Genomic DNA, 22,937 nt, shown 5'->3' on the forward strand with positions numbered 1-22,937 from the left:
AAACTTTTATTCCTTTGTGTCCTTTGCGGTTTGTTTTATCATGATTTTGCGTAAGTCCTATATATGTAGATTTTAGGCGTTGTTAGAAAGACTAGGGTTATTACTGTAGCGTCTTTGAAAAAGAATTGCTGCCAAATTAGTTACTAAACACGTAATTGCTAACCACAGCAAGATATAAGTAGGAGCCATCACCACGCCAATCTGGAACCAAGTATATACGTGCAGTATCATTACAGAAGCGAAAAAGCTAGCAATTCCAGCAGATTGCCACACTTGATAGGATGGGCGACGTAACGCTACCAGGCTCATCGTTAAAATTGTGACAAGTAAGTTCGCTGGTACGAGAAATGCACAAATACTAACGCAGTTGCCACGAGAGAACTCAGCTAAGGTGTTTAAATCGAGCATTAATTTGTTGGGATAGGTGTTAGCTTTTTAAGAATTTAATTTATTGTATTTTAAAGTAACGAAATATATATTAATATCTGAGTGAGTAATCACATTGCAAATATAACATAAATTAAACTATTGAGTTACGTTTTGATACTCCCAATAGTTAGTTAATTATAAAGATTTTGGATAAGTAGGGTGGATATTTTCCACCCTAGTGGAATTAACCCGGTAAAATTACCGTATCGATAACGTGTACCACACCATTATCAGCTTCGATATCTGCTGCTAAAACTGTGGCATTTTTAACTTCAAAACCATCAGAAGAATTAATTTTAATGGGTGAACCTTCTACAGAATTAACCGTACCGAGTTCTGCCAAATCAGCCTTTAGCAGCTTTCCTGGAACGACATGATACTTTAAAATCCGCGTTAGCTGGGGAATATTCTGTAACAGAGTTTGGATAGTTCCCGGTGGTAACTTGGCAAAAGCATCGTCATTTGGTGCAAAGACAGTGAACGGGCCAGGACTTTTTAATGTTTCTACTAAACCAGCAGCTTGTACAGCTGCCACCAGTGTTTTAAAAGACTCAGCCGTAACAGCAATATCAACAATATCAGCCATATATCTTACCTAAATCTCTGCAACAGATTTTAAAGGATAATAAACCTATTTTAAGTTTTATTAAACAAAATAAATTTAAAATCAGGCATTGAATAAACAATGCCCAATGCCCTGTTTGTCCAATGCCGATTAATTATGATTAGCCTTCCAGTTTGCTAAATCAGTTAAAGAGCGATCGCGGTAACGTCCATAACGCTCCTGTTTACTTTTTATTTTCGCACCCAGTTCGGGAAAAATCCCAAAGTTGGGTGGCATTGGCTGGAAATGCTTCGGCGAAGCGGAACTAATAAATTCCAATAACGCACCCATCATTGTTGTTGGGGGTAAAACCAAAGCTTCTTTACCTAAAGCTAGCCGTGCTGCATTAATTCCCGCCAAGCAGCCACCCGCAGCCGCCGCAGTGTAGCCTTCAGTACCAATCAACTGTCCAGCAGCTAACAATGTGGGACGCTCTTTAAATTGCAGAGTCGGATGCATTAGCTGAGGAGCATTAATAAAAGTGTTGCGGTGCATCACTCCCAATCGCACAAACTCTGCCTTTTCCAAACTTGGAATTAGCTGAAATATTCGCTTTTGCTCACCCCAGCGCAGGTTCGTTTGGAATCCTACCATATTCCACAGTTGACCTGCTTTATCTTCTTGTCGTAACTGCACCACAGCATAACACCGTTCCCCTGTGCGAGTATCTGACAATCCCACTGGCTTTAGGGGGCCGTAGCGCATGGTATCTTCCCCACGCTGTGCTAGTTCTTCAATGGGTAAACAAGCTTCAAAAAATTTCGCCGTTTCCCGTTCAAAACCTTTGAGTTCTGTTTGTTCAGCAATACATAGTTCTTCTCGAAACCTTAAATACTGCTCTTTATTCATTGGGCAGTTGAGATAAGCAGCTTCACCTTTATCATAACGTGATGCCATAAAAGCAACGTCACGGTTAATCGATTCTCCCACAATAATCGGACTAGCGGCATCAAAAAAGCTGAGGTATTCCATCCCGGTAAAGCGGCGCAAATCTTCGGCTAAGTCGGGACTCGTTAAAGGCCCAGTTGCTAAAACCACAATTCCTTCGGGAATTGCAGACACTTCACCCCGGCGAAATTCAATTAAAGGATGACTCGCTAAAGTTTGAGTCAAGTCTTGGCCAAATTGTCCCCTATCTACCGCTAGCGCCCCACCGGCAGGTACGGCGTGTTCATCGGCTTTAGAAATGACGATAGAACCCAGTTGGCGTAATTCTTCGTGCAATAATCCAGCGGCGCGATCGCTTGCCATTGCCCCAAAGGAATTACTGCACACTAATTCTGCCAAATGTTCTGTATGATGAGCAGGGCTGAAGCGTTTTGGCCGCATCTCATGGAGAATTACCGGTACGCCAGCTTGGGCTATTTGCCAAGCGGCTTCTGTCCCAGCTAATCCACCTCCAATTACTTGTATCGGTTGTTGTTCCATAGATAATCTCTGCTATGCCTGTATTTTCTGTAACTTTCAAAAAAGAACTGATTTGGAGTCAACAATTATAAATTATCTGTATCAATTCCCTTTTGTTTGAGTTTAGCTAACAATTCTTGATAGCGATCGCGCTCTTTTTCTAATTCTTCTAAAGCCGCTTCCTTTGCTTGAGTTTCCCGTTCTGCACGCTGGCGTTCTTGTTCCCGTAACTGGTCAATTTCTACGGGTGTCAAAAACTTTTGTCCGGTAGAAGAAACAATTTCCAGGGTATCCGGTGTTAACGTAAAACTGATTTTCAAACGCGGACTTACCCAGCCATTCATCTCTTCAATAACTTCAAAACTATCTCCAGAACGGAGCAAGCCATTTAAATCATTCTTGTCTGGATCGTAAATATAATACTCTTCTACACCGTAGCGCTGGTAAAACTGCAATTTTTTGGTCATTTCTTTGAGGGTGTTACCTGGCGAGAGAATTTCAAATACTACTTGTGGGGGTATATTTTCTTCTTTCCACTGTAAGTAAGAACCTCGTTTTCCTTTTGGTCTGCCAAAGACTACCAACGTATCAGGCGCTTGTTTAATATTGGGGCTTCCTTGAACTGGATACCAAAATAAATCTCCGGCGATAAATACATCAGCCGACGATGCAAATAGGATTTCTAAATTTTCTTTAATTTTGACAATCCATGTAAATTGTTCTGTATTATCTGCCATTGGCTGTCCATCGCTTTCTGGGTAGATGACTTGGATTGTGGTTTCTGGTGTGACTTGTTGTACCATTGCTGCACCTCAAAGTATGGGATTTTTAGCTGATATTTATAATTGAGATAAGTAGGTAGGCAAGATAAAACCAAACTATGTAACGAAAAGTAAAATCTCTGTATTTGGCTCGTAGTTGCGCTGTCTTGCGCTTTAGCGCAACTACGAGCCAGTAATGATTATTTGCACCCACTTACTTAGCGATCGCGTTAATTTAAGATGCGATCGCTTTTCTGCACTTTATTGATTTGATGGCGTTTGCTGTCCTGCTTGCTGGACTTGTGCAATATCTAAATCTAACGCCTGTGCTATCTGTTCCACAGTTAAATCTAGTGCTTTCAGCAATGTATTTAGACTTGTTCAATTTCTTACCCATGCTTTGGTTAAATCGTCTTAATTTTAGCGTAGGTCAGTCCTAGCTACCGTAGCCGCCAAATTTTGATGTTTTTGTCATCACTAGCACTAACAAGGGTTTTACCATCTGGACTGAAGGCGATGGAATTAACCGCGTCAGAATGCCCTGTAAATCTGTGGATTTCCTCTCCCGTTGCTAGATTCCACAGTTTGATGGTTTCGTCACCAAAAGTAAGACTGGCAAGGGTTTTGCCATCTGGGCTGAAGGCAACAGAACTAACCATGCTGGAAAGCTCTGTGAGTGTGCGGATTTGCTCTCCTGTTGCTAAATTCCACAGTTTGATGGTGTTGCCACCAACACTAACACTAGCAAGGGTTTTGCCATCTGCGCTGAAGGCGACATAAAACAAGGGAAAATCCCCTGTGAGGGTGCGGATTTGCTGTCCTGTTGGCAAATTCCACAATTTGATGGTGTCGTCCTGACTGCTACTAACAAGGGTTTTGCCATCTGGACTGATGGCGACGAAATCAACCCTGTCAGAATGCCCGATGAGAGTGCGAATTTTCTCTCCTGTTGCTAGATTCCACAGTTTGATGGGTTCGTACAAACTATAACTGGCAGAGGTTCCATCTAGGTTATAATCACTAACAAGAGCAAGGGTTTTGCCATCTGGACTGATGGCGACGGGACTAACTGAAAAGGACTCCGTTGGGAGGGTGCGGGTGCGGATTTGCTCTCCTGTTGCTAGATTCCACAGTTTGATGGTTTTATTACTAACACTGGTAAGGGTTCTACCATCTCGGCTGATGGCAACGGAACTAACCGAAAAGGACTGCCTTGGGAGGGTGCGAATTTGCTCTCCTGTTGTTAGATTCCACAGTTTTATCGTTTTGTCATCACTACCACTGGCAAGGGTTTTGCCATCTGGGCTGATGGCGACGGAATTAATCTTATCGGAATGACCTTGCAGAGTTTTAATTGGAGTAATTGTTGCAATCGTTTTTGGCGAGTCTGTAATTCCAGAAAATAACGGAATCCAAAATAATCCTATTAGAATAAAAACATTAACTGCAACAGCGTAAAGCAGCATCAGCTTTGTTATTAGTGGGGCGTTAGCAAGAGCTTGTTTTAATGGTGAAATTGCTCTCACAGCCGGTGATGCAGCTGCAATTACTGGCTGGGTTGGGAGTACTGGTGATGGTGGTAGATTTAAATCTTGTAAAACTTCCGCCGCCGACTGGTAATAACGCTGCTGGTATTTTTCTTGCAACAATTTATCCAGTATTCGCCCCAAATCCTGACTTACTGGTTGCTGTAAATGCTGTCTCCAATTAGCACCCCAACCATAACCTTGTCGTTTCCACAGTTCCCAAGGGTGAATTCCAGTCAAAAGGTGAAAGCAAGTTGCACCAACACTATATAAATCACTGGCTCGGTAAGCTTTACCACCCTCCATTTGTTCCAGTGGTGCATAACCAAAAGAACCGATTGCTGTTCCTGGTTGCGTCATTACCGTCATCGTCAGTTGCTTGGATGCACCAAAGTCAATTAGTACCAACTTACCATCACTGCGACGAATGATATTCTCTGGCTTGATATCGCGGTGAATGACTTTCTGTTGATGAACTGTTTTGAGAATTTCTAACAAATCGAGCAATAATTCTCTAACTTTCTGCTCATTGAAAATTCCCTGCTGTTGTAATTCCGCCAATAAATTCTGCCCGTCGATAAACTCCTGCACCAAATACAGACGATTATCTTCCTCAAAATACGCCAACAGTGTGGGAATTTGGGGATGTTTTCCTAACTGTTGCAGTCGCTTTGCTTCTTGCTCAAATAGTTCTGTAGCTTTATTGAGTGATGCTGTTCCCTGTATTTGCGGTGCAAATTGCTTGATGACACAAGGCTCATTCAGCTTGTCTATATCTTCGGCCAAATAAGTTTTACCAAATCCCCCAGCCCCCAATGATTTAACAGGGCAATAGCGATTTCTTAGCACTACCAATCTTGTGCCGCAGTTGGAGCAAAACATTGTGCCATCAGGATTAGGCTGATTGTGGCAAGCTGAATTGAGGCAGCAGAGCATAACTGTGCTTTTATTGGCAAATGTAATTATTATCGCCAATTTTGACTCAACTCAGATTCTACTATTATGGAAATTTCCGATCGCGCACTTCCCCGGCATAATCTTGCACAGCTTTGGTAATCGTCTCCCGCAAGTTTGTGTAAACTTTGGCGAATGGTGGATGCTTCTCGGCAAGTCCGATTACATCTGAGGTAACTAAAACTTGTCCATCACAGTGAGTTCCTGCACCAATACCAATTGTCGGAATGCTCAATTTTTGTGTAATCTGCATTGCCAAATCTGCGGGGATATGCTCTAAGACTAGAGAAAATACACCAGCTTGTTCAAGAGCGATCGCTTCAAGTAAAATTTTCTCACTCGCTTCTTGGGTTTTCCCTTGTTGTCGCAAACCGAGTTGATGTACTGATTGCGGTGTCAAACCGACATGACCCATCACCGGGATTCCAGCTTCTACCAAACGAGTAATAGTTTCTGCGATCGCAGGATAGCCACCTTCCAATTTTACCGCCTGAGCGCCCGTTTCCTTCAGTACCCGCCCAGCTGAGTGCATTGCTTGTTGGAGACTTTCTTGATACGTCAAGAATGGTAAATCTACAACTACCAATGCCTGTTTAACCCCACGGCGTACAGATTTGGCGTGGTAGATCATTTCATCCAAAGTTATCGGCAGTGTTGTTTCATACCCTAGAACTACTGACATAGAGTCGCCCACAAGGATTAAGTCTACACCAGCTGCATCGATGAGTTGAGCGATCGCATAATCCCAGGCCGTCAACGCCACAATTGAACGTCCCTGTTGTTTCCATTGAATTAATTGCTGGGTAGTGATTGCCATTTTTTTAGTGCTGAGTGATGAGTTAAAAGTGATGAGTGAAGAGTTAGGAGTAAATAGTTCAGGGTTTAATTTAATTCATAATTTCTAATTCCTAACTCTTAACTCCTAACTTGTTACTTAACGGCGCGACTGAAAGCAATATGGGGTTTTGCACTACTCGTCTTGGGCATTAACCAAGCTAAACCTTCACTAGTGCCTATCCATAATTTATTGGCAATGTCAGGTGCAAGGGCAAGAACCCGACTAGAAGGAAGTCCAGCAACTTCTGCATCTAGCACAGCTCCTGTATTTGGATTTAATCGTAACAAACCATTGTTAGTCCCGACCCACACACTACCATCTTTAGCAAAACGTACCGCCGTCACATTACGCCCACGCAGACGAGTTACAGACCGTAACACTGCACCAGTTTTTGGGTTAATAACTAGCAAATTATTTGGCATTCCTGCCCAAATTAACCCTTCTGGACTAATAGCTAAAGCTTGGACAGTCGCCCCTGGTAAATCGGTTATCCGCTTCATAATCACAGCACTAGCAGTATTTACCCGCACCAATCCATCAAGTGTACCAACCCACAGTTGACCTTCAGCATCTAAAGTCAGAGTGTTGGCGCTGACACCAGGCAGATTTTTTAATGTCGTCATAATCAAGCCTTGGTCAGGACTAATTAGGGCTAAACCGCTATCAGTTCCAGTCCATAAATAACCCCGTTTGTCAACTAACAATGACAACACCCGTTTAGAAGGCAAAAATAAATTCTGCGCGGTGATTTCGCTAGTACGGGGGTCTACTCGGAACAGTCCATCATAACTTCCTACCCACAAACGTCCTACTTTGTCTTGGGCTAAAGCACCAATGGCAACATTCGGTAAACTAACACGAGAAATAATCTTGCCGGTTTTAGGATCAATCCGCGATAGTCCCCGCCAAGAACCTACCCAAAGGTTGCCTGTAACATCTCCCAGTAAGTTACCCACACGATAATCAGTTTCTGGCGAATGTTCTTGCACTCCCCGCTCATCGGGCAAAGGTTCTACTCGCGGTGGCGGTGCAGAAGGTGGATAAGCAGGAGTTACATCAGATGAATTAATATCAGGGGTTTTTTGCGCCGATCCTATACTTGGTAAAGCTATCAACCCCAGCAAGATAGAAGTAGTCAATAAACTAGTACGCTTGCAAAACAATACCACGGTGACATTTCCTTTGGAGACAGTACCCAATAGCCTTTACCTAAACTGGCTTTGGGTTAGTTCCAGTGTTCCCCTAGCCGGGATTTTTTAAACGTCATCTGGAATTTTCCTCAAATTTAATGGAATTGAGCATTGGGGAAATAATTCTTATAACTCCAAACTCCTAACTCCTAACTCCAAACTCCTAACTCCAAACTCCAAACTCCCAAAAAGCTTCCTTACAGTTATTGATGACACGTTGTAAAGCATCTGTAACAAAATGTTAAATCTTTATGTAATAACAAAATTAAATATATAAGTTAAAAACTTTCAAAGAATAACTTATCGAATTATTGATATATTGTGGAATAAGTTACAAATTACGTGGTGTGCAATTTTTTATCTTTACGCTCACGACTCTGCTAAATCTCTGTCAAGTAAATTCTTTTCTGGTATCTTTTCCATCAACGGAGAAGATATAGGGAGTGTAGAGGCGGGAATCTGTGCCAGCCAGCCCAATCCCCTGAATACCCCGATTTGTAGGGAAATTATCTAAATCAAGCCGCAAAAGCGGAAGTTTTGGTGAAATTGAGAAGGTTTAGTTAAGTGCGAAGAAGAGGTAAAAAAGAATTTTGATTCGTAAGAAGAGGGAACAGTAGAAGCGCTAGGTCGTGTACCCCTAGAAGGGGATAACACTGGTGAGGAGGGCTACCACCGGGACCATTGTGTCAGCCGCAAAAAAACTGCTACCCTTTGCCAAAAACAACCCTTAACAAAAATTTTTTCCGTTCTTTTCCCCGATGAAGGGGAAAAAATGGGGTGAGGGGAAGTTGCACAAAACATGATTTGATAATTAACAAGAGTGATTTCAGGGAAGGATAAAATATGTCTTACGCTCAAACGAAGACTCAGAGCAAGTCTGGGTATCAAGCCGGGGTTAAAGATTACAGACTAACTTATTACACACCCGATTACACACCAAAAGATACCGATCTTCTAGCTGCGTTCCGCATGACACCCCAGCCTGGTGTTCCTCCCGAAGAAGCAGGTGCGGCTGTAGCGGCTGAGTCTTCCACAGGTACATGGACAACTGTGTGGACTGACTTGCTCACCGACCTCGATCGCTACAAAGGTCGTTGTTATGACATCGAACCAGTTCCCGGTGAAGACAACCAGTACATCTGCTACGTTGCCTATCCTCTGGACTTGTTTGAAGAAGGTTCTGTAACCAACGTTTTGACCTCAATTGTCGGTAACGTATTTGGTTTCAAAGCTCTACGGGCGCTGCGTCTAGAAGATATTCGCTTTCCAGTAGCTTACATCAAGACCTTCCAAGGGCCTCCCCACGGTATCCAAGTTGAGCGCGACAAGTTAAACAAATACGGTCGTCCTTTGCTGGGTTGTACGATTAAGCCCAAATTGGGTCTTTCTGCTAAGAACTACGGACGCGCTGTATACGAGTGCTTACGCGGTGGTTTAGACTTCACCAAAGACGACGAAAACATCAACTCCGCACCATTCCAAAGATGGCGCGATCGCTTCTTGTTCGTAGCTGAAGCTATCAACAAAGCTCAAGCAGAAACCGGTGAAATTAAAGGTCACTACCTAAACGTTACCGCTCCTACCTGTGAAGAAATGCTGAAGCGGGCTGAGTACGCTAAAGAACTCAAAATGCCCATCATCATGCATGACTACCTCACCGCAGGCTTCACCGCCAACACCACATTGTCTCGTTGGTGCCGTGATAACGGTATTCTGTTGCACATTCACCGTGCTATGCACGCTGTAATTGACCGTCAAAAGAACCACGGTATCCACTTCCGTGTATTGGCTAAAGCCCTACGTTTGTCTGGTGGTGACCACATCCACACCGGTACAGTAGTTGGTAAGTTGGAAGGTGAGCGCGGCATCACAATGGGCTTCGTTGACCTATTGCGTGAAAACTACATTGAGCAAGACAAGTCTCGTGGTATCTACTTTACCCAAGACTGGGCTTCTCTACCTGGTGTAATGGCAGTTGCTTCTGGTGGTATCCACGTATGGCACATGCCCGCCCTGGTAGAAATCTTTGGTGATGACTCCGTACTACAATTCGGTGGTGGTACTCTAGGACATCCTTGGGGTAACGCTCCTGGTGCAACCGCTAACCGCGTCGCCTTGGAAGCCGTTGTTCAAGCTCGTAACGAAGGCCGCAACTTGGCTCGTGAAGGTAACGATATCATCCGCGAAGCTGCTAAGTGGTCTCCTGAACTAGCTGTTGCTTGCGAACTGTGGAAAGAAATCAAGTTCGAGTTTGAAGCAATGGATACCGTCTGATCAAAAGTTAAGAGTTAGAAGTTAGGAGTTAAGAGTTACATTAATTCATAACTCATAACTCATAACTCATAACTCATAACTGTTGACGGCTGGGGTCAAGCATGAATCTTAAGCAAATTGCCAAGGACACAGCCAAAACTCTCCAAAGTTACCTGACTTATCAGGCTCTAAGGACAGTATTGGCACAGCTAGGCGAAACGAATCCTCCATTAGAACTTTGGTTGCATAACTTTTCGTCTGGCAAAATTCAGAATGGTGAGTCATACATTGAACAACTGTTGCGAGAAAAACCAGATTTGGCTTTGCGAATCATGACTGTCAGAGAACACATTGCCGAAGAAATCATAGAATTTTTACCGGAAATGGTTCGTACTGGCATCCAGCAAGGCAATATGGAACAGCGTCGCCAGCATTTAGAACGCATCACGCGAATAGACGCATCTAACCCCAGTCTGCAACCAGAACAGCAAACAACTTCAGATCCGAATTTGGATAACTTATCTAATTAGTTCGGTCAATTTAGTAGTCAAAAATCGCAACCCATTATCAGAAACTATGCAAACTTTACCAAAAGAGCGTCGGTACGAAACCCTTTCTTATCTGCCCCCCCTGACTGACGCTCAAATTGCCAAGCAGATCCAGTACATTTTGAATCAAGGTTACATTCCAGCGATCGAGTTTAACGAAACTTCTGAGCCAACAGAATTATATTGGACAATGTGGAAGTTGCCTTTGTTCGGTGCTAAATCCACTCAAGAAGTATTGAGCGAAGTTCAAGGATGCCGTTCTCAATTCAGCACTAGCTATATCCGTGTTGTGGGTTTTGACAACATCAAGCAGTGCCAAATTCTCAGCTTTCTTGTTCACAAACCTAACAAAACCAACAGATACTAAAAGCTAGCTCTTAGTAATTAGTTTATCTCTATAAGGAGAGGGAGAATTATCTGCCTCTCCTTATTTACTAGTTTTTTTGAAACGCAGAGGGACGCAGAGGAAAACGCAAAGGGGCGCGGAGTTTTTCTCTGCGTTCCTCTGCGTTTCCCTTAGCCTACCTTTGCGTTTTTTAAGATATTAATAAATGGAATTACAGCATCTACAAGAAGTTAGAATTTGTTTCGTTGGTGACTCCTTTGTTAATGGTACTGGCGACCCAGAATGTCTTGGTTGGACAGGGAGAGTATGTGCTAATGCTAATAAAAAAGGTTATGACATTACTTACTATAATTTAGGGATTAGGCGTGATACGAGTAGTGATATAGCAAAGCGTTGGTTACAGGAAGTATCACTGCGATCGCCTAAAGAATATGATGGCAGAGTTGTGTTTTCTTTTGGATTGAATGACACAACATTAGAAAATGGTAAAACTCGTGTGCATTTGGCAGATTCTATCAAAAATGCCCGTGAAATTTTAAGTAAAGCTCAAAAGTTATATCCTGTTTTAATGATTGGACCCGCACCATACGCAGAACACGAAGATCCTCAAAGAAAGCAGAAAACTATAGATTTATCTAAACAATATGCTTTGATTTGTAAAGAATTAAATGTACCTTATTTAGACGTTTTTACGATATTAGAAAAATCAAATATCTGGATTAATGAAGCAAGAGCTAATGATGGTGTTCATCCCAGAGCAGGCGGTTATGCAGAATTTGCTCAAATAGTAGAAAATTGGGACGCTTGGTTAAATTGGTTTCCTCTAACTTAATCGAGCATTCAAAGTTAGGATAGTGGTAGCACCTGATTTTTATATCCAAAGGTGGTAACTATGCAACAAATTACTCTAGCTGAAGCATCTCAAAATTTACCTGATTTAATTGAAGCAGCACTCGGTGGTGAAGAAATCATCATTATCAAAGATAATCAACCTTTGGTGAAATTAACTCCTGTGTCGCCAGTCCAACGCCGCCGTAAACCTGGAAGTGCAAAGGGTTTAATTACAATATCTGATGACTTTGATGAACCACTGGAAGATTTTAAGGAATATATGGAATGATATTACTGTTGGATACACATACTTTTATTTGGTATGTGACTGACAATTCAAGACTTAGTAATCAAGTACTAGAGTTCATCAATGATGAGAATAATGAAATTTTGCTAAGTATCGCTAGTCTATGGGAAATAGCTATTAAGCAGAATTTAGGAAAGCTTAGTTTTAATCAGTCATTTGAAATATTCATCACACAGCAACTGAATCTGAACGATTTTAGTTTACTCGATATCAAAATTAGCCATGTTACTGTTGTTGCCACACTACCCTTACATCATCGTGACCCATTTGACCGAATTCTAATTGCACAATCGATAGTGGAAAATATACCTATACTGAGTGCTGATAAAATTTTAGATGCATATCCAATAAGACGTTTATTGTAGGTAGCGCTCCTTTTCTACCAAAAGATAAATAAACAGTCATCGCCAAAAAAACTTAACATTACTTTAGGCAGTGCTAGGCAAAAATAATTTTATGAGTTATTACATCGCTCCCCGCTTTCTGGACAAATTGGCTGTCCACATCACCAAAAACTTTCTAAAGCTTCCTGGCGTGCGAGTCCCTGTGATTTTAGGTATTCACGGACGCAAAGGAGAAGGCAAAACATTTCAATGTCAATTAGTCTTCGAGAAAATGGGTATCGAGGTGACTAACATCTCTGGCGGCGAGTTGGAAAGTCCAGATGCAGGAGATCCAGCGCGGTTGATTCGACTGCGTTATCGGGAAACAGCAGAACTAATCAAAGTACGCGGCAAAATGTGTGTACTGATGATTAACGATTTAGATGCGGGTGCTGGACGCTTTGATGAAGGCACTCAATATACTGTAAATACGCAGTTGGTGAATGCCACACTGATGAATATTGCTGATAATCCCACAGATGTGCAGTTACCTGGAAGTTATGATTCCACGCCTTTGCATCGTGTACCGATTATCGTTACAGGTAATGATTTTTCTACCCTCTATGCCCCGTTAATTCGGGATGGACGGATGGAGAAATTTTACTGGGAACCAGACAGAGACGACAAGGTGGGAATTGTCAAAGGGATTTTTGAAGCGGATGGACTTTCGCAGAAGGAAGTTGAACAGCTAGTTGATACTTTTGTCAATCAGTCGATTGACTTTTTTAGCGCTTTGCGATCGCGCATTTATGATGAACAAATCCGTAACTACATCCATCAAGTAGGTTTTGAGCAGGTGTCCTTGAATGTGGTTAACAGCGTTGAAGGCCCACCAGAATTTAAAAAGCCAGATTTCAGGCTGTCTCACTTAATAGAGTCTGGTAACTTCCTCGTTGGTGAACAAAAACGGGTGGAAAATTCCCATTTGGTTGATGATTACAATCGACTCAATCGAGGTAGAAATTCTCAATCTGCACCACCTGCTGTAACACCAATTAATCAGCCGTCAAGCAATGGTGGAACTCAAGAAGCAAAAATTAATGGATTCCAGAAACAGCAAGCATCGAGTACCCATTTGAGCTTGGATACACAAGCTCAAATTAGGCAATTATTATCTCAAGGTTACAAAATTAGCATTGAACACGTAGATGAACGCCGCTTCCGCACAGGTGCTTGGCAAACTTGTGTTCATAGCCACATCGATGCCGAGTCTGATGCAATCTCAAATTTGGAATCAACTCTGACAGAATATAGCGGTGAGTACGTGCGCTTGGTAGGTATTGATCCAAACGCCAAGCGGCGGGTGGTGGAGACGATTATTCAGCGTCCGAATGGGAAAAATTAGTCATTGGTCATTGGTCATTAGTTATTAGTTATTGGTCGTTGGCAAAGAAAGTGGGCGGAAAAACTTTCTTACTATGGACTAATCTAAACCATGTTCTTTGTGGGCGTGGTATCTCTTGGACTAATGACTAATAACTATAGGACTTACGCAAACAATAGCCAAAACCCTGATTTTATGGTAGGGACAATTCATGAATTGCCCCTACCGCGTGTAGTTTTGCGTAAGTCTTAAACTAATAACTAATGACTCTGGCGTTGCGATTTGATAGCTGAATCATTACGTTTTACTTACAGGTAGGGGCTGAAGCCGAGTTCACCTTTGTTAAATCGCCACTGAATACTCCCGACGCATAGTGGCTTGTCATCAGCAGCCCATGTGCGAGGGAGGCGCACTTTCAGGATGGAAAAAACTAAAGTTAAGGGATTTCCAAGAAAGAAATAATTGGCGTTGCTGATTCCATGTATGAAAATGATTTTGCATAATACCAAAATCACTGTAAGTAGGTAGGCAAGATAAAACCAAACTATGTAACGAAAAGTAAAATCTCTGTATTTGGCTCATAGTTGCGCCCTCTTGCGCTAAAGCGCAACTACGAGCCAGTGATGATTGATTTGCACCCACTTACTTAGAGACGTAGCACTGCTACGTCTCTACATCCAGATTCATACTTCAATTCAACAACGCCCCTTAATTGTTTAGATTTTTGCAGCAAAAAAATGCTGCTTCACCACGTCTAAGCGTGAACAATTCCAATAATCGACATGGGAGACAATCAAACCATCAGAGTTAATACCTAATTCACTCCAACCAGGAATAGAGATTCGTGGCTTCCAGGGAAGAGGAGTATTCCAACTGAGTGTCCACTCAGTTTTTATTGTGTCTCCTAAACGTTGAATGTTATGTAAGTCCATTTGGGGAGCTAAAAACACAGTTTCGATGAAATTAATCATCTGTTTGTAACGTTTAACGCCACGAAATTTATTTAGCGGATCTTGAAAATAAACGTCTGGAGCGTAAATGCTGTAAGTTTGATTTACTGGGAATCTTTGATAGTCTTCTTTGAGGATTTCAATGATATCCATGATAAATAAATATATGTGTAAATTGGTTATATGGAAACGTGGCGCGGATATAAATCCTTATGAAAAATTGAAATCAACTCTCATTCCATAAACGTTCTAACTGACGCCGCCAAGCAACTAAAACTTCTTCTCGCGCCTCTGAGCTTTGATTTATTTCACCCATCAATCCTTCAGCATAAAAGCGTTCCAAGCTTTGCATAGTAGCTTGAAGAGATTGTCCTTGCTGTTTTGCTGCCTGAATAATTTGCCGGATACGGCTTTCAATTAGTTGATTAAAGACATTATCTAATCTAGCCTGATGGAGAGATACAAGTCGATTAATTGCATTGCACAAATCTGCACCCACTAAAGTGCTACTGTTATGTTGAAATACTCCCCAAATCACCCCTTCATACAAAGCGTAACGTACTTCTTGAGTGTCATCAAAGTTGGCTTCTAGGAACTGTTCTAAAAATGGTTGGGCTTCTTGGATAGGCACAATAGGTAGTAAAACTCGCAACCAAGTATTATCTTCGGAAAGCAGCACCAACAGCCGGAAAGCTAAAGTGTCTACTTGCCACGATCCAGGAGCGCTCACACCTACGGCTGATGTGCCAAATAATTCTGTTAGCGTACTCGCAATTTCTTCAGGTGTCATAAGCTTTTTTTGAGATATAGCCTCTAGATTAGCGCAGAGGTGCATCAGCCTATTCACTAAAACCCTGTGCTACTTGCTTGCTGGACAATTTTCATTCTGAAGACTTAGTGGGGGCGTACACTTAGCTGTACGCCCCCACAAATGAATCTATTTCACTGACTTGAAATATTTTATTAGATTATCGAATTGCTCAAAAACACGATGCCGATCGCACAAAAAGCAAAGCCAGCAATGCTAATTTTCCAAGGTAAAATTCGGTTTATTTCTCCCATACCCATCGCACTACCAATTTCTCTGGCACTCATGGCAACTGCAAACAGAGTTAAGGTCATGCCTAGTATATAGGCAATTAATGGCATCCTTCCTGCCCCGATAATAGATTCAGCATCAGCGTAACCCTGAAATAAACCAGCGCTGATGCCCACCAGAGCAAGTACGATAAAGTTTGGTTGATTTGGCATCATCAGCATAGTACCAAAAACGATGGTAGAAATGGCGATGGCTGCGCCCGCCGAAGGCATCGCTATTTCTGTGCCTGGTAAATTTAGCTGAAATAAATGAATTATAATCCCCAAGATTGATGCTATGACAAAACATCCAGCGATCGCAGCACCACGAACAAACACAGATGAGAGTAAGCCAATAGCAATAATACCAATTAAACAATTCAAACCAAGTACTGGATCTGCCAATCCCCAGATAAAGCCTTCCCAGCAGTTAGAGATGGTATGCTCAACAGGTGTTCCACTCAATGAACTCAGTAAGCTAATTAAAATTAGAACTGCGATCGCCCCAATATGGGGATGAATTAAACTCAAGGTGTAAAATTCCCCCAAAGCATGGGATTTTGATAATTTAGTTTTGAACATTACCATCTGCCAAATTAGTTTTTTCGGTAATTTATACTACCCACATAGCTAAAAAAACTAACGTGAAGAGGGTAGCTCCACCCTCTCCCTAAATCCCTCTCCCTCTCTCTGGGAGAGGGAGTTTGAAATTCTGGCTCCCCGAATCCCTCTCTCTGGGATTCGGGGTTGGGGGATGAAGGCAAATCCTTTTCATCATAGAAGAACTATAGGTTTCAAGATAGAAGTGGTTTAAGTAAAAGCTATTTGAAGTTTTTTCACTGCTTTTTGAATTAATCGATTACTTTTGGTCACAATACTCGGCTGTTTTAGCTGTTGCGGCCTTTTCTGCGGTTCCTTAAGAAAACGATAGTATAAAAACTCATCTCTGTAACAAATTTTGACATCTTCCCCTTGAGATAAACGGGCGAAATCAGTATAAGAATAATTCATATAGTGAATGCGATGAATTGGTTTTAATTCATCTTGGTTGTACAGGACATTATCAATATTTACAAAGAGGTCTGAGTTAGCACAGTTACCTGTTCTGTCTTGACCATTAAGACTGAGGGTAAAATTAAATAAAGGCAGATTTGATTTCCATGTCAAATAATTAAATAAATGTGCATCATCCCACCATGCAGTTAGCCATTCAACCTCTCTATCTTCAATTAATAATTTTTTATATAAATCTAAATCTTTTTTGGGAAATAACCCTGATTTTGAACCAAAAAAATCAGAGCAATGAAGTCTAGGACGTATATCTTTTTCGTAAACAATCTTATATTTTTCTAAAAGCGGAATATTTAATGGTACTTTTGTGCGTTCTTTAGTGTGTATCCAGTCATCAAACACAAAATCGTATGCGTTTAATTTTTCCAAAATATCATCAACTGGCTTCATTAAAAGGCTGTCAGCATCACAAAATATAAACTTATCAAAATGTCCGTCAAAAACACACATTTTTCTTTGTAAGTGACCTGATGACCACCAATTCCGTGAGATTTTGGAACTTTTAGTACCTGGATGAACTGCCCAAACTTGGTGAGCAAAGTCTTCCCAACATTGTATTGCCTCCCAATTATCAAAAATGCTGACGTTTTTTTTAGACTTTACTTCTTTTTGAACTAAGTCTAATCTCTGATCATAGGGAATAATACAAACAGGAATATCTGGGCTAACATTCACCTCAATACTATTCAATAATGCTACTAACTGATCGTAAACCGCATCATTTGCAAGTGTATAAATACCGAAAGATTCCATAAGATAATATCCTGATTTTTACATTTAGTTTATTTATGACGCTTCTTGCCCCATCGTCCGCGCAACTTACATAGCAGAATTCAGGAGTAAGGGACTGACAAATAAAAAAATACCCAAAAAACTCTCTCCTCCTTATTCCTCTGTGTTCTCTGTGTCTCTGTGGTTCGTTTATTTGAGTAATTTATTTCTTGTCAGCCCCTAAAACACCCTTTGTAACAGACGAATCGTTGTGTACCTCACTTTCTTTAAAATCTGCTGGAATCTTGCACCAGGCGACTAGAAGTCGCGCCTACACCGTTAAAAAAATTTTGAACAGAGGTAATTTGTCAGATATTTTAATCAAAAATTATACAGGCTGGATAAGGAATTGTCTTTAATATTAAATGTTGTACTAGTGCAATAATTCCTCAACCTGATGCTGGCTCCACAAAGTTCTGTATAAACCCTCTTGTTGCAACAGTTGTAAGTGATTGCCTGTCTGAACAATTATTCCTTTTTCCATGACAAAAATCCGGTCAGCCGCCGCCGCCGCCGATAATTGATGCGTAATGAAAATTACTGTTTTGCGTACAGTACCACCAGAGAGATTTTTGAGGATTTGCGTGGCTGTTTGATTATCTACACTAGAGAGGGCATCATCCAAAATTAACACTGGAGCATTGACCAGCATAGCCCTAGCTAAGGCAGTACGTTGTCGTTGACCGCCAGAAAGAGTTATACCGCGTTCACCAACAATAGTTTCATATTGCTGGGGAAAATTGTTAATTTCTGATTTAATTTGGGCAAGTTTAGCGACAGATTCGATCTCTTCTTGTTCGCTAAGTGGATCGCCGTAGCGGATATTATTTTTGATTGTAGTGCTAAATAGAAAACTATCTTGAGGAACGTAGGCGATCGCACTTCGTAAATCTGCCAACGCTATCTTAGTAATATCCACCCCATCTAAAAATAATTGTCCTGATTCAATATCTAATAAGCGCGGCAAAGCATTGGCCAGAGTGGATTTTCCCGAACCAATTGCCCCAACAATGGACACCGTTTCTCCCGGGGCAATGGTAAAGTTAACATTTTTTAGGGCTGGAGTAGTGGAACCAGGGTAAGTATAGGTAAGATTTTTAGCTGTCACTTCTCCTTTAAGTTCAGCTACTGGTAGATGTATGGCATCGGCTGTGTCTTGAATTTTCGGTGTGACAGAGAGAATAGATTCAAGCCTATCGATACTAACTTCACCCCGTTGATAGGCCGTGATTGTGAATCCTAAAAGGGCTGTGGGGAAAACTAAACGCTCTACATAAATTAACAATGCTAAAAAATCGCCAACCTGAAGCGTTCCAGAAGACATCCGCGCTGCCCCTAGCCAGATAATTACTAGCGAACTAACATTAGCTAGCCCGCCAATTAGCGGAAACAGTGTATTTCGGAGTTTTGCCAGTTCCAAGTTAGCAGTCAATAGCTGCTGATTTTTCTTAGCAAAGGCTCGACGCTCGTTTGCTTCTTGGGCATAGATTTTAATTAAGGCAATGCCACTGATATCTTCTTGGATGAGTTCGCTGATGTCAGAGAGTTGCTCTTGGACTGCTGCTTGTTGTTTGCGTAAGCGATCGCTAAACAGACTCACTAACAACAGCATAAAAGGGTACACTGCCAGTGAGGCTACTGTGATATCCACACTAATCGCCAGCATTACTGGCAGTGTCAGGGCGTAGGCAAACACGGTATTTGCCAAACTCAAAACTGCAAAACCTAATAACCGCTTGATATTGTCCACATCACTGGTAGCCCGATTAATCAAATCGCCAGCAGTATTACTAGCAAAATAAGCAGGCTCCAGCTTGAGTAAGTGTTCAAAAATCCGTTGTTTCAGGTCAAATTCCACCTGACGCCCCACCCCAAATAACCAAATACGGGATGCCATCCGCATTAGCCACATCGCCGAACTGAGTAAGAAAATAATTACTACATCATGTAATATTTGGTTCAAGACGAAGGTTGTGGAGAGTTTGTCAACACCAGCGCGAATCAACAAGGGGATATAAACGCCCAGTGCATTAACAGACAACAAAGCGAGAATGCCTAAAGACGCCTCCCGCCAATGGGGACGTAAGTAAGCAATGAGTTTAGCGATTCGTCGGGATTTTGCCATTAAAGCAATTTTGCAACTTTATCATCCTAGATTAACTGCTAGTCCAAGAAGACAGCTATGTAGAAGATTGGGGACTGGGGATTGGGGACTGGGAACTGGGAAAGAATGGGGTCTGAATCCCTATTTAAATTTTCCCAATCCCAGGTCTTTAGTTTAATGAAACCCTTGCAAATTCGTAATTCCTCCGGGCTGCGTTACTAAAGCGTGGTATCGCGGTCTTTTTAGTATTTATTTTTTTACTTTATAGCGGTTCTCAGTTGAGTAAGTACTGAACCCCACCCCCAACCCCCTAAGAGCAAGCGGGGAGCTTGCTCTGATGTACCTCATGCGATCAGGAAACGCTATATTACCTCTGAACACGTAAGAACCTGTAAATTTCAACGAGATAATTTTCCCAAATTCTTGTTGTCAATTGCAACGTTTCCGCATTCGGTACAAAGTCTTCAAGTCGTAAACCACGTGCGCGAATATCTTGGAGATTTCCTTGTAATAGGTAAGGAGGCACTCTCAAATTATAAGAAAGAATGCCATCCCCCGGCACATCTGAGATGTTCTGAGGGATGGTTTGTTGCCCTAATGCCACCAGCGTGCCAGATATTGGTGTAGCAGTTGCTACGTAGGTTTTACCTGTCATGGCTAGAGGTGCCCGATAAAGGAAATAGGCGACTGCTGGTGTACTTGCCAACAGCAAAATTGTCAGCGCCCAACCTACCAAGTATCCTCCTGGTTTGTCTATTCCGCCTCCTTTGATTCTCTGAGCTGCAAAAATCATCAGTAAAACAGAGGCTCCTAGAGGTTTGAGTGGAAAAGACAGCATCCTCCACAACGAGGCTACAGCTGGCTCACTGGGGTTAAGAAATGATAGGGCTACGACTATCAAGATAACAACCAGGATTAATCGGCCGACAAAACTTCCAGAAGGATAAAATCGCTGGAACAGAGAATATACGATAGTGCCAATCAGCAGCCACAGCAGTACTCGGCTTAACAATAGAAACATAGATTAACTCTCAAATTTTCTGGTGCAGTGAGCCAATGTGGTGGTAAGACAGTCCGCCTTGCTTGGGATTTTTACGCCACTTCTCCTGAACAGGAGAAAAAGTGGCTCCCCAAGAGGAACTGTCGTGCATGGTTTCCCTGCATAAAACAACTAGCGACTTCTTAGTAGCGACGCTAGGAGCGTCACTTGTAAGGGTCAATCTAGAGGTTTCGGGAAATGAATTTATTTTATTGCCAAATTGTAATCGCACTGTTTGACTTAAAATACCTCAAACCTCACACCCAAAGACTACCGTCGTAGTGATTTTAGTGCAATTTTTTGACACTGCGTCTATTATTTATATTTTTTCAGAAGAGTAATATAGTACCGATAAACTAAATTAATTAAATAATCCACTCAAAAGAAAAAACTATGTCGTCTGGAAAGCCTAGCATTTTGGTAACGGGGGGAGCTGGATATATTGGTTCTCATGCGGTGCTTGCTTTGAAGCAAGTGGGTTATAACGTTGTCATACTTGATAATCTGGTCTATGGGCATCGTGACCTGGTAGAAAAGGTTTTAGAGGTAGAACTGATAGTAGGGGATACAGGCGATCGCGCCTTGCTAGATCAGCTATTTAAAACCCACGATATTGCGGCTGTAATGCACTTTTCTGCTTATGCCTACGTCGGAGAATCGGTGACTGACCCAGCTAAATATTACCGCAATAACGTTGTTGGTACTTTGACCCTCTTAGAAGCGATGCTGACGGCATCTGTGAAGAAATTTGTCTTTTCTTCTACCTGTGCCACCTACGGGGTACCAGAATTTATACCCATTCCAGAAAACCATCCCCAAAATCCGATTAATCCTTATGGCGCTACAAAGCTGATGGTAGAGCGGATTCTTTCTGATTTTGATGTTGCTTACGGTTTTAAATCAGTGCGTTTCCGCTATTTTAATGCTGCTGGAGCTAATCCCAGTGGCTTACTTGGCGAGGATCACAACCCAGAAACACATTTGATTCCCTTGGTGCTGATGACAGCTTTAGGCAAACGAGAATCTATCTCAATTTTCGGTACTGATTACCCTACGCCCGATGGTACTTGTATTCGTGATTATATTCATGTTAACGATTTAGCAGATGCCCATATTTTGGGATTGGAATATTTATTAAAAGGTAGCGACAGCGAAGTTTTTAATTTAGGTAATGGTAGCGGTTTCTCTGTCAGAGAAGTAATTGCAGCTACCGAAGAGGTGACAGGAATTTCTATACCAGTAGAAGAACGCGATCGCCGTCCTGGTGATCCCCCAATTCTCATTGGCGCTAGCGAGAAAGCCAGAACAATTTTAGGCTGGCAACCTCAGTATCCATCCATCAAGGATATTGTCGCTCATGCGTGGCAGTGGCATCAAAAGCGACACAAATAAAATAAATTAAAAGTAAAAAATTACAAGTGTTGGCGTTGCTGCCACCAACACTTGTATAGCAAAGTGCTGAATGCTGGGTAAAAACCCAGTTTTTTCAAGCCTTTGAGCAATCAACACTGTCCTAACCTATGTGACTACGGCTATATATTATTAACCAGATTACAAAGAAGCTAGGCAGAAAGGGTAGACAGGAAAATGTCTCAAGGCAGTTTCACCAAGAATTGCCTAGAATTAAGACGTAAAAGCGATCGCACAAAATTTGCGGGATGAAGTACCTCAATATTCAAGACACAGACACTACCCTCACAGCGCTACTTGATGAGGTGGCAGCGACTCAAACTGAAGTTGTGGTTACTCGTGATGGCATTCCAGTTGCTCGCATTGTGCCTTGGCAAGCAAAACGAACTTCTACCGATCACTACCCATTGCGGGGAATGCCGATTGTGATTGCAGAAGATTTTGACGAACCTATGCCGGAACTTTGGGAAACCTTGGGCGAATGATTTTGTTAGATACTCATGTTTGGCTTTGGTTACTGCATGATCCAAGTCAGCTATCGAGTCAGGCGCAAGCCGCAATTGATTCAGAAGAACCACAAAGTGGCTTGCTGGTGTCTGCTATTTCAGCATGGGAGATTGCAATCAAGTTCAGCATTGGAAAACTAACGTTACCCTTGCCGGTTAATGAATGGTATGCGTTGGCGCAAACACACTCAGGCATTGTCATAGAGCATTTAAATCCTCGTACTGGCGATCGCCAGTACACAGCTACCGGATAATTTTCATAAAGATCCAGCAGACAGAATTCTAGTTGCGATCGGATCGCCAGGCGA

At 42.0% G+C, this 22,937-nt stretch carries 23 protein-coding genes; 10 read left to right on the forward strand and 13 right to left on the reverse strand.

Going from position 1 to position 22,937, the window contains the following annotated elements; translation table 11 throughout:
* Positions 1 to 72: 72 nt before the first annotated feature.
* From V7K32_RS10660 to V7K32_RS10690, 7 genes are all read right to left on the reverse strand, one after another.
* On the reverse strand, positions 73 to 408 hold the full coding sequence (locus V7K32_RS10660) for a hypothetical protein (protein WP_109007125.1): 336 nt from the start codon (positions 406 to 408) through the stop codon (positions 73 to 75).
* A 205-nt stretch (positions 409 to 613) separates the two neighbouring features.
* Complete coding sequence (locus V7K32_RS10665; RefSeq protein WP_190913727.1) at positions 614 to 1,015, reverse strand: fasciclin domain-containing protein; 402 nt, start codon at positions 1,013 to 1,015, stop codon at positions 614 to 616.
* Between the two features lie 129 nt (positions 1,016 to 1,144).
* Entirely contained in the window at positions 1,145 to 2,461 is a 1,317-nt protein-coding gene (gene trmFO, locus V7K32_RS10670) for an FADH(2)-oxidizing methylenetetrahydrofolate--tRNA-(uracil(54)-C(5))-methyltransferase TrmFO (protein WP_334992890.1), read from the reverse strand.
* Positions 2,462 to 2,526: 65 nt separating this feature from the next.
* A complete protein-coding gene (locus V7K32_RS10675) occupies positions 2,527 to 3,243 on the reverse strand; it encodes a Uma2 family endonuclease (RefSeq protein ID WP_334992892.1) in 717 nt (238 codons plus the stop codon).
* 398 nt (positions 3,244 to 3,641) lie between these two features.
* On the reverse strand, positions 3,642 to 5,663 hold the full coding sequence (locus V7K32_RS10680) for a serine/threonine-protein kinase (RefSeq protein WP_334992894.1): 2,022 nt from the start codon (positions 5,661 to 5,663) through the stop codon (positions 3,642 to 3,644).
* A gap of 64 nt (positions 5,664 to 5,727) precedes the next feature.
* Positions 5,728 to 6,498 (reverse strand): 3-methyl-2-oxobutanoate hydroxymethyltransferase, encoded by a 771-nt coding sequence (panB, locus tag V7K32_RS10685; RefSeq protein WP_334992896.1) that lies wholly within the window; start codon positions 6,496 to 6,498, stop codon positions 5,728 to 5,730.
* A gap of 113 nt (positions 6,499 to 6,611) precedes the next feature.
* Positions 6,612 to 7,718, reverse strand: coding sequence for a ligand-binding sensor domain-containing protein (locus tag V7K32_RS10690; protein WP_334992898.1), 1,107 nt, complete (start codon positions 7,716 to 7,718; stop codon positions 6,612 to 6,614).
* Between the two features lie 834 nt (positions 7,719 to 8,552).
* Here V7K32_RS10690 and V7K32_RS10695 point away from each other — a divergent pair.
* The 7 genes from V7K32_RS10695 to V7K32_RS10725 all read left to right on the forward strand — a co-directional run bounded on the left by V7K32_RS10695 (position 8,553) and on the right by V7K32_RS10725 (position 13,722).
* Positions 8,553 to 9,983 (forward strand): form I ribulose bisphosphate carboxylase large subunit, encoded by a 1,431-nt coding sequence (locus V7K32_RS10695; RefSeq protein WP_334836511.1) that lies wholly within the window; start codon positions 8,553 to 8,555, stop codon positions 9,981 to 9,983.
* 101 nt (positions 9,984 to 10,084) lie between these two features.
* Positions 10,085 to 10,492 (forward strand): RuBisCO chaperone RbcX, encoded by a 408-nt coding sequence (gene rcbX / locus V7K32_RS10700; protein ID WP_334992900.1) that lies wholly within the window; start codon positions 10,085 to 10,087, stop codon positions 10,490 to 10,492.
* A gap of 46 nt (positions 10,493 to 10,538) precedes the next feature.
* Entirely contained in the window at positions 10,539 to 10,877 is a 339-nt protein-coding gene (locus V7K32_RS10705) for a ribulose bisphosphate carboxylase small subunit (RefSeq protein ID WP_324977594.1), read from the forward strand.
* A gap of 184 nt (positions 10,878 to 11,061) precedes the next feature.
* The gene (locus tag V7K32_RS10710; RefSeq protein WP_334992905.1) at positions 11,062 to 11,688 is read left to right on the forward strand and encodes a GDSL-type esterase/lipase family protein; all 627 of its coding nucleotides are present in this window, start codon (positions 11,062 to 11,064) and stop codon (positions 11,686 to 11,688) included.
* A gap of 60 nt (positions 11,689 to 11,748) precedes the next feature.
* Entirely contained in the window at positions 11,749 to 11,976 is a 228-nt protein-coding gene (locus V7K32_RS10715; RefSeq protein WP_334992907.1) for a type II toxin-antitoxin system Phd/YefM family antitoxin, read from the forward strand.
* Positions 11,973 to 12,359, forward strand: a complete 387-nt coding sequence (locus tag V7K32_RS10720) for a type II toxin-antitoxin system VapC family toxin (RefSeq protein WP_334992909.1) — start codon at positions 11,973 to 11,975, stop codon at positions 12,357 to 12,359. The genes V7K32_RS10715 and V7K32_RS10720 overlap by 4 nt, the downstream gene beginning before the upstream one ends.
* 91 nt (positions 12,360 to 12,450) lie before the next feature.
* A complete protein-coding gene (locus tag V7K32_RS10725) occupies positions 12,451 to 13,722 on the forward strand; it encodes a ribulose bisphosphate carboxylase small subunit (RefSeq protein WP_334992911.1) in 1,272 nt (423 codons plus the stop codon).
* A gap of 695 nt (positions 13,723 to 14,417) precedes the next feature.
* Here the strand turns inward: V7K32_RS10725 and V7K32_RS10730 are convergent.
* The 6 genes from V7K32_RS10730 to V7K32_RS10755 form a co-directional block, all read right to left on the reverse strand.
* On the reverse strand, positions 14,418 to 14,804 hold the full coding sequence (locus V7K32_RS10730; protein ID WP_334992913.1) for a DUF2358 domain-containing protein: 387 nt from the start codon (positions 14,802 to 14,804) through the stop codon (positions 14,418 to 14,420).
* A 73-nt stretch (positions 14,805 to 14,877) separates the two neighbouring features.
* Positions 14,878 to 15,441: a leucine zipper domain-containing protein gene (locus V7K32_RS10735; protein ID WP_334992915.1), complete on the reverse strand. Its 564-nt coding sequence runs from the start codon at positions 15,439 to 15,441 to the stop codon at positions 14,878 to 14,880.
* A 173-nt stretch (positions 15,442 to 15,614) separates the two neighbouring features.
* Positions 15,615 to 16,310 (reverse strand): HupE/UreJ family protein, encoded by a 696-nt coding sequence (locus V7K32_RS10740; protein ID WP_334992917.1) that lies wholly within the window; start codon positions 16,308 to 16,310, stop codon positions 15,615 to 15,617.
* Positions 16,311 to 16,538: 228 nt separating this feature from the next.
* Positions 16,539 to 17,552: an Npun_R2821/Npun_R2822 family protein gene (locus V7K32_RS10745; RefSeq protein WP_334992919.1), complete on the reverse strand. Its 1,014-nt coding sequence runs from the start codon at positions 17,550 to 17,552 to the stop codon at positions 16,539 to 16,541.
* Positions 17,553 to 17,943: 391 nt separating this feature from the next.
* A complete protein-coding gene (locus V7K32_RS10750; protein WP_334992922.1) occupies positions 17,944 to 19,695 on the reverse strand; it encodes an ABC transporter ATP-binding protein in 1,752 nt (583 codons plus the stop codon).
* Between the two features lie 346 nt (positions 19,696 to 20,041).
* Complete coding sequence (locus V7K32_RS10755; protein ID WP_334992924.1) at positions 20,042 to 20,695, reverse strand: hypothetical protein; 654 nt, start codon at positions 20,693 to 20,695, stop codon at positions 20,042 to 20,044.
* A gap of 411 nt (positions 20,696 to 21,106) precedes the next feature.
* Between V7K32_RS10755 and galE the strand changes: the two genes are divergently transcribed.
* The 3 genes from galE (at position 21,107) to V7K32_RS10770 (ending at position 22,883) form a co-directional block, all read left to right on the forward strand.
* On the forward strand, positions 21,107 to 22,105 hold the full coding sequence (gene galE, locus V7K32_RS10760; protein ID WP_334992926.1) for a UDP-glucose 4-epimerase GalE: 999 nt from the start codon (positions 21,107 to 21,109) through the stop codon (positions 22,103 to 22,105).
* 266 nt (positions 22,106 to 22,371) lie between these two features.
* Complete coding sequence (locus V7K32_RS10765; RefSeq protein WP_334992928.1) at positions 22,372 to 22,608, forward strand: type II toxin-antitoxin system Phd/YefM family antitoxin; 237 nt, start codon at positions 22,372 to 22,374, stop codon at positions 22,606 to 22,608.
* The gene (locus tag V7K32_RS10770) at positions 22,605 to 22,883 is read left to right on the forward strand and encodes a type II toxin-antitoxin system VapC family toxin (protein ID WP_334992930.1); all 279 of its coding nucleotides are present in this window, start codon (positions 22,605 to 22,607) and stop codon (positions 22,881 to 22,883) included. The genes V7K32_RS10765 and V7K32_RS10770 overlap by 4 nt, the downstream gene beginning before the upstream one ends.
* Positions 22,884 to 22,937 lie beyond the last annotated feature (54 nt).

Origin of the sequence: Nostoc sp. (genome assembly GCF_036917635.1) — a bacterium.
Classification (GTDB): Bacteria; Cyanobacteriota; Cyanobacteriia; order Cyanobacteriales; family Nostocaceae; genus Nostoc.